This window comes from Mycolicibacterium sp. CBM1, from assembly GCF_054073305.1.
The window spans coordinates 25,150-33,717 of sequence record NZ_JBSXPP010000029.1 but is presented as its reverse complement, the minus strand read 5'-3'; the positions used below and the strand labels follow the sequence as shown (position 1 = coordinate 33,717).

The following is an 8,568-nucleotide window of genomic DNA, read 5'->3' as shown; positions in this document are numbered from 1 at the left end:
CTAGGGCGTGTCTAACAAATGTTTCGGGTTTTGTGCTTGAGGCTTAGGGCATGTCCCGTTTCCAGTTGCTTTCCGATTCGCAGTGGGAGTTGATCGCCGGGCTGTTGCCGGTGCGTACGGGTAAGAAGGGCAGGCCTTTTCGGGATGCCCGCCAAATGGTGGAGGGGATCATCTACCGGTACCGGTGTGGGATTGCCTGGCGTGATGTGCCCGAGGTGTTCGGGCCGTGGCAGACGATCTGGTGTTGGCATCGGCGGATGAGTGCTGATGGCACCTGGGATGCGGTGTTGGCTCGGTTGCTGGCTACTGCTGAGCAGGCGGGGGTCATCGATTGGGCGGTGGCGGTGGATTCCACGATCGCTCGTGCGCATCAACATGCCACGAACGTCACGCGTGACACAGGGGGCTGGGTCGAATTACACGAATCCGGGCATCGAGCCGCCTGACCACGGGATTGGCCGTTCTCGGGGTGGCTTGACCAGCAAGATTCATCACCTTGTCGATGGTGGCGGACGGCCGCTGGTGGTGCTGGTCTCGCCGGGTCAGGCCAACGACGCCCCCGTTTTTGAGCATTTGCTGGCCCATCTGCGTGTGGATCGGCCTGGCCGGGGGCGACCCCGCACCCGGCCGAGTCGCGTGCGCGCCGATAAGGCCTATTCCAGCCGGGCTATTCGTGCTGAGCTGCGCCGGCGTGGGATCACCGCGGTGATTCCCCAACCCTCCGATCAGATCGCCCACCGCGAACGTAGAGGTTCACGCGGCGGACGACCGCCGGCTTTCGACGCCGCGGACTACAAGAGCCGCAACGTGATTGAGCGTGGCTTCAACACCACTAAGCAATGGCGCGGACTGGCCACCCGCTATGACAAACTCGCCCTCGTCTACCGCGGCGGCGCCGTTCTACGAGCCATCACCCTCTGGCTGCCACATTTGTTAGACACGCCCTAGTGCAGCTCTTCCCTGCCGCCGCCTACGGCAAGAACGCCGCGGACATCCGGCTGGCCGTCGATGCCGTCGAGGACATGTTCCGCCTCCCGGACCTGACACATGTGGTGATCGTCGCCGGCGACTCCGACTACATCCCGCTGGCACAGCGCTGCAAACGTCTGGGCCGGTACGTCGTGGGCATTGGGGTAGCCGGCTCGTCGAGCCGCTCGCTAGCCGCGGCGTGCGACGACTTCGTCATCTACGACGCGCTGCCCGGCGTGCCGGCATTCGAGCCACCGAGCGTCCCGGAACCGGCCGAACGCACGCGCCGGACGAAGTCCACCGAACCCGAACCTCCCGACCCGCAGAGCGGGGCCACCGCGCTGTTGAAGCGCGCGCTGCAGATCGGACTGGAGAAGGATGACGTCGAGTGGCTGCACAACTCCGCGGTCAAGGCACAGATGAAGCGCATGGACCCGTCGTTCTCCGAAAAGTCTTTGGGGTTCAAGTCGTTCAGCGACTTCCTGCGATCTCGAGCCGACGTCGTAGAACTCGACGAGAGCTCGACGACCCGGATGGTCAAACTGCGCTAGCCCGCTACTCCCCTGCCCGTGCCAGCAGCCACGCCTGCCCGTCACCCTCACCACAGGCCACCGTCTGGAGGTCGGCGAAGGCGCCCGCGAGCTCACCGGCGCCGGCGCGATAGCGGCCGGGCTCCGCACCGACCTCACTGAGCACACTGATCGCCAACAGACCTCCGGGCGCGAGCCGGCCGACGATCGCCGAATACAGCCGCGGGTCGCGGTAGCGGTGGCACACGATGACGTCGGCCGCCTCGCCTGGCGGCAGACCCTCGTCGAGGTCGCGCACCTCGAACCGGCATCGCGTAGCCACGCCGATTCTCTCGGCCAGCTCGCGCGCCTGCGCGACAGCCACGGCCGAGGCGTCGACACCCACCACCGTCAAACCGCGCCCGGCCAGCCACACCGAGGCCGCACCGGCTCCGCAGGCCAGGTCCAACGCGTGCCCGGTGCTCGGGAAGACGTCGACGTAGTGGGCGAAGACCTCAGGCGGTCCGGCGACTGGAGTCGTGCGAGCGCGGTACCGCTCGTCCCAGTGGACCCCGTCCGTGTCGACCACACCCTCACGTTAGCCGCCCCATTCGGGCCTCCCGCCCGGGATTGGGGAGCCGGATCGTTGGGTAACCAGCGCGCGGCCAATACCCGTGCTCTGAGGACGGATAGTGCCGAACCCATCAAGCGCATCGATGCCCAAGGCCGAGTCCGAGTGGCTGCCGAAGTCAGCCACACAAACCCGCGGCTCGGACAAGAAGCAAGTCCAGTTCCGCTACGAAATCTCCGACCCGACTTCTTCGGCCTGTTTCAAGATCCGACGCGGACCTACAGCTGTGCCTTCTTTGAGCGTGAAGACATGTCGCTGAAGGACGCACAGCTGGCGAAAATCGATATGGCACTTGGCAAACTGAGCCTACGACCCGGTATGACGCTCCTCGACATCGGATGCGATTGACTCAGCCATGAAGCGCTGCCACGCAAAGATTCGACGTGAACACGTTGGGGCTCAAACTAATTCGTAACCAATGCGCACTGGGTCAAGAGGTTCTCGACGCCGTCGATACAGACCGCTCTCGGCAAAAACAGCTGCGCGGCCGCGAGGAGTTCGAGGCGCTTCCCAAGGACCGTTACGCGGCGTTGTTCGAGACGTGCCATCGGGTCATGCCTGATGACGGGCGGACAGTACTGCAGTTCATGCGGTTCATCGCCAAGGAAATCTTCCCGGGCGGGGCGGTGCCATGCGACGAAGACGTCGTCGAATACTCCGAGCGGGCCGCCTTCGCGGTGGAACAGCTCGATTACCTGACTACGCATTATGTCCGGACCCTCGACATCTGGTCGCAGCGGCTGGAGGCTACTCGGACTTCTTTCGCCGTGGCGTTTCCGAGGTCGGCCAGTTCACCCTCGCCAAGCGATAGTCACGCGGCGCCGAAGACCAGCGCAACGCCGCAGCCGCCTATGCCGAAGGAGTTGCTGACGGCATAGCGGTAGTCGCCCGGACGCGGGCGGTCGACCACCACGTCGGCAAGTCCGTCCCCGGGTCCGTAAAGGTGCCATCCCCGATCGACATCCTTCGGTTGCCCCTGTGACGCGACGGACACCCCGGCCCGGGTCAAACTATGCGGACGGCGACTTACTGCTATGATGATGTCAACGCTGACGTCACCACAATGCCGCCAGCACGTCGTGGAACACCTTCACTTCACCGGCTTTCGAGCTGAGTTCAGATGATTTGTGCCCCCGAAGCACACAGTCTCGCGGCGATCGATTTTGCCCCCCGGCAATCTCGCCACTTTCCTGATGCCTGAAAGGCACGATGCACACCGAAACAACCTTTGCCACTCTCGGCGTGCCCGCACCACTGGTGCGCGCACTCACCGACGGCGGCATCACCGATCCGTTCCCGATCCAGATTTCGACCCTGCCCGACACCCTGGCCGGCCGCGACGTCTTGGGCCGCGGGAAGACCGGCAGCGGCAAGACACTGGCATTCTCAATTCCCCTGGTCAGCCGCCTGTCCGGAGCTACGCGCCGGCCCTCGCGGCCGACCGGTCTGGTGTTGGCGCCGACTCGTGAGCTGGCCACCCAGATCACCGCCGCGCTGCAACCCCTGGCCGACGTCTCGGGGTTGCGCGTCACCACCATCTTCGGTGGCGTACCGCAGAACCGCCAGGTCAAGGCGCTGCAGTCCGGTGTCGACATCGTGGTGGCCTGCCCCGGTCGTCTCGAAGATCTGATGCGACAGAAGCTGATCACCCTCGACGCGGTTCAAATCACCGTGATCGACGAGGCCGACCACATGGCCGACCTGGGCTTCCTACCCGGTGTCACCCGCATCCTGGCCGCCACCCCCGCCGGCGGGCAGCGGCTGCTGTTCTCCGCGACGCTAGACAACGGCGTCGACAAGCTGGTCAAGCGGTTCCTGCGCGACCAGGTATCGCACGCGGTGGATTCCGACACCTCTCCGGTGGATGCGATGACCCATCATGTGTTCCACGTCTCCGGCGTGGACGCCAAGAAGGATCTCGTGCATACGCTGGCCTCCGGCACCGGACGCCGAATCCTGTTCTTGCGCACCAAGCATCACGCCCGCAAGCTGGCCAAGCAGTTGACCGAGGCGGGTATCCCGTCGGTCGACCTGCACGGCAACCTGTCTCAGCCGGCGCGTGACCGCAACCTGGCGGCCTTCGCCGCCGGCACGGCGCGCGTGCTGGTCGCCACCGACATCGCGGCCCGCGGCGTGCACGTCGACGACGTCGAACTCGTCGTCCACATCGACCCGCCAGCCGAACACAAGGCATACCTGCACCGCTCCGGGCGCACCGCGCGGGCCGGGCGGGCCGGCGATGTCGTGACAGTGGTGCTCCCCGAGCAGCGCCGCGACACCCAGGCGCTCCTGCGCAAAGCCGGCATCTCCGCGAAACCCGAACAGGTGTCGGCAGATTCGGAATCGGTGCAGGCGCTGGTCGGTGAGGTCGCTCCCTACCAGGCTCCGGCCGTCGTGGCCCCCGCCGCACCGGCACAGCGCACCTCCGCACCGCGGCGTCCCCGCAGCGGTGGCCAGTCCAACCATGCCGGCCAAGCCGGTCAGGGTGGTGGCAGGCGCCGCTCGCGTCGACCGCGTTCGGCGGTTGGCGCCAACTAGATTTCGTTTCGGCGAGCCCGCCGGGACGAGCACCGGATGTTTCGGCATCCACCTTTAAAGAAAGAAGTAAGGCGAATGGCACAGGGAACTGTGAAGTGGTTCAACGGCGAAAAGGGCTTCGGCTTCATCGCACCCGACAGTGGCGATCAGGATCTGTTCGTCCATTACTCGGAAATCCAGGGCAACGGCTTCCGTTCGCTCGAGGAGAACCAGCGTGTTCAGTTCGAAATCGGACAGGGCCCCAAGGGCCCGCAGGCGACTCAGGTCTCCGCGGTCTGATCGAACCTCAAACCACCCAAAGGCTGGTACGGCAACGCCGTGCCAGCCTTTGGCGTTTGGTCAGGACTTAGCGGAATCGGCAGGCGTCGCCAATGCCCGCGCCGCTGACGAGGCGCTCTGCGCTTCCGCGGCCCGCATCACCCGCTCGGCGGCGGTGAACTCAGGCTTGTCGCGCTCGTCGGCGGGGACCGCCATCGCCGCCGCACAGCGCAGGACCATTCGGGCGAGCGCCGGCGAGGTCAGGTGCGGAATCACCAGCAGCCGGGCGCAGGCCACTTTGCCGACGACGACCATGATGCGCTGACGACTGTCGTTCCAGCGCAGATCGCGCACTGCAGCCGAGGAATGGGTCTGCAGGATCGGCGCGCCCATAGTCGGCGACCAGTTCAGGTTGATGTCGACGATCTCGCCCAGCTGCGCGTGCAGTGAGTCGATGAGTTCGGGAAGTTCGGCGGCCAGTGAGCCGGTGTGCGGCCACCAGGCGCCGTCTATGTCACCGCCCAGCATCGAGTTCAGGGTGAGCCGGACCGGACTGGCTGTGCGGCGCGCGCTGCGCATGCCGTTCACGACGACGCCGCGGCAGGCTTGTCGTGATCGGAGAAAATCGGGTGGGCAACCGGCCCGGGCTGCTTCTCGTACACGGCCTGCGCCACTTCTGCGGGCTCGGAAAACAGGTCGGAGTGCTCCATTGCGGGTCCTGTCGAATCGGCAGTCAAGATCCGTGGACGGTGACAAAAGATACTGCGAACGGACCGTATTGGACATTACACCGGGTATTGGGCCGATTCGCCGCGCGCCTCGCGGATCGAGATGGGCCGGCGGCGGGCCATAAGGCGTAAGGTTCGACGCAGCGGACCCATCAGGGCCGGCCTTACCAAAGTAGCCAGCGATGTCCGATAAGTCCCCCCGTCAGACCATGACGAAGAAGACCGGCAAGTCTCTCAAAGAGAAGCGCGCCGCCAAACGCGGCAAAGCCGACGAGACCTCTCAGACGGAGGCCCTATTGCATGTCAAGAAGCGCTGACGGGCAACACCTTTCGTTAGGTATCTTCACTCGTTCCCGCAAGCAGAACGAGCGGCGTCTGCCTGTGCACCCCGATCATTTCGACAGGATCGATGACGAGCTGCGTTCCCGGATATTCCTCGAACACGGCTACGGCGAGCATTTCGGCGCCACTGACGACGCCTTGGCCGGCCTGGTTGCCGGGATCATGCCGCGCGAGCAACTGATCGCCGAGTGTGACGTCGTCCTGCTGCCCAAGGTCCAGGCCGAAGACCTCGCGGAGATGGAGACCGGCCAAGTGGTTTGGGGCTGGCCGCATTGCGTGCAGGACACTCCGTTGACCCAGGCCGCCATCGATCGCCGGTTGACGATGATCGCCTTCGAGGCCATGAACCATTGGAACTCCGACGGTTCCTTTGCCCTGCATGTATTCCACAAGAACAACGAGCTGGCGGGTTACTGCTCGGTGTTGCACGCAATGCAGCTGGCCGGCATCACCGGCAGTTACGGCCGGCGGCTGCGGGCCGCGGTGATCGGGTTCGGCGCGACTGCTCGCGGCGCGGTCACCGCGCTCAATGCGCACGGCGTCGACGACGTGCGAGTGCTCACCAACCGGGACGTCGCCGCCGTCGCCTCACCCATCCACTCCACCCAGATCCTCAAGATGCGCCAGGATCCGGACCAGCCGGACCGCACCTGGGCGGACACCCCCGACGGTCAGGTCGCCGTGGCCGAGTTCCTGGCCGGCAACGACATCGTCGTCAACTGCGTGCTGCAGGACCCCGAGGCTCCGCTGGTGTTCGTGACCGAAGACGAACTCGACGCCTTCACCCGCGGCAGTCTGATCGTCGATGTCTCCTGTGACACCGGGATGGGGTTCAGCTGGGCGCGGCCGACCTCGTTCACCCACCCGGTCATCGAGGTGGGATCCGGTGTGCAGTACTACGCGGTCGACCACAGCCCGTCCTACCTGTGGAACTCGGCGACGTGGGAGATCAGCGAGGGCCTGCTGCCGCACATCGCCACGGTCTTGGGCGGCCCCTCGGCGTGGGACGCCAGCCCGACGATCTCGCATGCCATTGAGATCCGCGACGGCGTGATACTCAATCCCACCATCGTGTCGTTCCAGCATCGCCAGGACGCCTACCCGCACACCGTGTCGGACTAGGCCTGCCGGCGCGCAGTCCACCAATCGGAGGACAGTCGCTTCCCCCACAGGCTCGACCGGCCGGTGGATACCCGTGACGTCGGTCACCCACGACGATTGCTGCATGCAAACACAGCAGGGAACCCCAGCCACCATGCGCCGGGTCGCACTCGCCAGCTACGTCGGCTCGGCGATCGAGTTCTACGACTTCTTCATCTACGGAACCGCCGCGGCGCTGGTGTTTCCTGTGGTGTTCTTCCCGCGGCTGAGCCCGTTGATGGCGACCATCGCGTCGCTGGGCACGTTCGCGGCCGCATTCCTGGCCCGCCCGGTCGGCGCTGCGGTCTTCGGCCACTACGGTGACCGCATCGGCCGCAAGAACGCCCTGGTCGTCACCTTGGTCATCATGGGCGCATCGAGCATCGGTGTCGGCCTCATCCCGAGCACCGACACCATCGGGGTGGCCGCGCCACTGTTGTTGGTCACCATGCGGGTGCTGCAGGGCTTCGCCGTCGGTGGCGAGTGGGCGGGTGCGGCGCTGATGAGCGCCGAGCGTGCTCCCCACGCCCGGCGCGGCTACTACTGCATGTTCACCCAGCTGGGCCTGGGCACCGCACTGGTCTTGGGCAACCTGGTGTTCCTGGGCGTGCACGGCGCCTTCGGTGAAGCCAGTTCGGCCTTCCTGCAATGGGGTTGGCGCATTCCCTTCCTGCTCAGCGCGGTGCTGCTGGCCGTCGCACTGTATATCCGGCTGCACGTCGGGGAGAGCCCGGTCTTCGCCGAGACCGCGGCCGAGGGACAGGCCGGTGTTCCGATTGCGGAAGCCATGCGCCATCAGGGTCGTGAAGTGGTCCTCGCCGCCGGCGCGGTAGTCGGCATGTTCATGCTCGCCTTCCAGGTGGGCACGTACTTCCCGAATTACGCCGCAACCCATCTGCACTACAACGAGGACTTGATCCTGCTCGTCGGAGTGCTAGGCGGTCTGGCCAGTCTGGTGACGGTCGCCGCTTCGGCCACGCTCAGCGACACCTATGGCCGGCGACGCATTCTTGCTCTGGGTTCGGCGTTGGCACTGCCGTGGACGCTGGTGCTGTTCCCGCTGATCCAGTCGGGCGATCCGGCCCGTTACGCGCTGGCCATCATCGGCACCTACGCCATCATCGGGGTCATGATGGGACCGTTGGCCGCCTTCATCCCGGAGATCTTCGCAACCCGGTACCGCTACACCGGCGCCGGGCTGTCCTACAACGTCGGCGGGATCCTCGGCGGCGCGCTGCCCCCGGTCCTCTCACCGATGCTGCTCTCGGGATTCGGCAGCTGGGCGATCACCGCCATGATGGCCGGGTTCACGGTGCTGAGTCTGGTCAGCGTGCTCATGCTGACCGAGACAGCCGGGCGGTCGTTGAGCGCCCTCAAGGCAAACGCGCCCTGCCTGACGACGTTGCCGCGGCTGTCCATCGGGAAAGCGGCGTCCTGACCGGGGCGGCCAGTT

8 protein-coding genes and 2 pseudogenes are annotated in these 8,568 nt (G+C 65.7%); 7 read left to right on the top strand and 3 right to left on the bottom strand.

Going from position 1 to position 8,568, the window contains the following annotated elements:
* The first annotated feature begins 50 nt into the window (after positions 1-50).
* Positions 51-948 (top strand): IS5 family transposase gene (locus ACXDF8_RS25465; RefSeq protein WP_457225575.1). Its coding sequence is split into 2 segments (ribosomal slippage): positions 51-391 and positions 390-948, totalling 900 coding nucleotides; the frame shifts between segments, so codons are not numbered across the junction.
* Positions 945-1,520, top strand: a pseudogene (locus tag ACXDF8_RS25460) (NYN domain-containing protein); the annotation flags it as partial. The gene ACXDF8_RS25465 and the pseudogene ACXDF8_RS25460, both read left to right, overlap by 4 nt.
* A gap of 4 nt (positions 1,521-1,524) precedes the next feature.
* On the opposite strand, the gene ACXDF8_RS25455 reads toward ACXDF8_RS25460, so the two are convergent.
* Positions 1,525-2,067, bottom strand: coding sequence for a class I SAM-dependent methyltransferase (locus ACXDF8_RS25455; RefSeq protein ID WP_457226041.1), 543 nt, complete (start codon positions 2,065-2,067; stop codon positions 1,525-1,527).
* A 127-nt stretch (positions 2,068-2,194) separates the two neighbouring features.
* On the opposite strand from ACXDF8_RS25455, the pseudogene ACXDF8_RS25450 reads away from it, so the two are divergent.
* The 3 genes and pseudogenes from ACXDF8_RS25450 to ACXDF8_RS25440 all read left to right on the top strand — a co-directional run bounded on the left by ACXDF8_RS25450 (position 2,195) and on the right by ACXDF8_RS25440 (position 4,926).
* Positions 2,195-2,920 (top strand): annotated as a pseudogene (locus ACXDF8_RS25450) (class I SAM-dependent methyltransferase).
* Positions 2,921-3,318: 398 nt separating this feature from the next.
* A complete protein-coding gene (locus ACXDF8_RS25445) occupies positions 3,319-4,647 on the top strand; it encodes a DEAD/DEAH box helicase (protein ID WP_457226040.1) in 1,329 nt (442 codons plus the stop codon).
* Between the two features lie 75 nt (positions 4,648-4,722).
* On the top strand, positions 4,723-4,926 hold the full coding sequence (locus tag ACXDF8_RS25440) for a cold-shock protein (RefSeq protein ID WP_457226039.1): 204 nt from the start codon (positions 4,723-4,725) through the stop codon (positions 4,924-4,926).
* 60 nt (positions 4,927-4,986) lie between these two features.
* Here ACXDF8_RS25440 and ACXDF8_RS25435 read toward each other — a convergent pair whose 3' ends face one another.
* Together ACXDF8_RS25435 and ACXDF8_RS25430 are read right to left on the bottom strand one after the other, a co-directional pair.
* Positions 4,987-5,484 (bottom strand): DUF5994 family protein, encoded by a 498-nt coding sequence (locus tag ACXDF8_RS25435; RefSeq protein WP_457226038.1) that lies wholly within the window; start codon positions 5,482-5,484, stop codon positions 4,987-4,989.
* Between the two features lie 5 nt (positions 5,485-5,489).
* Positions 5,490-5,615: a hypothetical protein gene (locus ACXDF8_RS25430; protein ID WP_457226037.1), complete on the bottom strand. Its 126-nt coding sequence runs from the start codon at positions 5,613-5,615 to the stop codon at positions 5,490-5,492.
* Between the two features lie 318 nt (positions 5,616-5,933).
* Here ACXDF8_RS25430 and ACXDF8_RS25425 point away from each other — a divergent pair, with 318 nt between their 5' ends.
* Both ACXDF8_RS25425 and ACXDF8_RS25420 read left to right on the top strand, forming a co-directional pair.
* A complete protein-coding gene (locus ACXDF8_RS25425) occupies positions 5,934-7,097 on the top strand; it encodes a N(5)-(carboxyethyl)ornithine synthase (RefSeq protein ID WP_457226036.1) in 1,164 nt (387 codons plus the stop codon).
* 103 nt (positions 7,098-7,200) lie between these two features.
* Positions 7,201-8,553 carry an MFS transporter gene (locus ACXDF8_RS25420; RefSeq protein ID WP_457226035.1) on the top strand — a complete coding sequence of 451 codons (1,353 nt, stop codon included), beginning with the start codon at positions 7,201-7,203 and terminating at the stop codon, positions 8,551-8,553.
* The last annotated feature ends 15 nt before the right edge of the window (positions 8,554-8,568 follow it).

Coding starts and splice junctions, on each gene's coding strand:
- ACXDF8_RS25440 (WP_457226039.1), top strand. CDS start 4,723: ATGGCACAGGGAACTGTGAAGTGGTTCAACGGCGAAAAGGGCTTCGGC.
- ACXDF8_RS25445 (WP_457226040.1), top strand. CDS start 3,319: ATGCACACCGAAACAACCTTTGCCACTCTCGGCGTGCCCGCACCACTG.
- ACXDF8_RS25425 (WP_457226036.1), top strand. CDS start 5,934: ATGTCAAGAAGCGCTGACGGGCAACACCTTTCGTTAGGTATCTTCACT.
- ACXDF8_RS25430 (WP_457226037.1), bottom strand. CDS start 5,615: ATGGAGCACTCCGACCTGTTTTCCGAGCCCGCAGAAGTGGCGCAGGCC.
- ACXDF8_RS25435 (WP_457226038.1), bottom strand. CDS start 5,484: ATGCGCAGCGCGCGCCGCACAGCCAGTCCGGTCCGGCTCACCCTGAAC.
- ACXDF8_RS25420 (WP_457226035.1), top strand. CDS start 7,201: ATGCAAACACAGCAGGGAACCCCAGCCACCATGCGCCGGGTCGCACTC.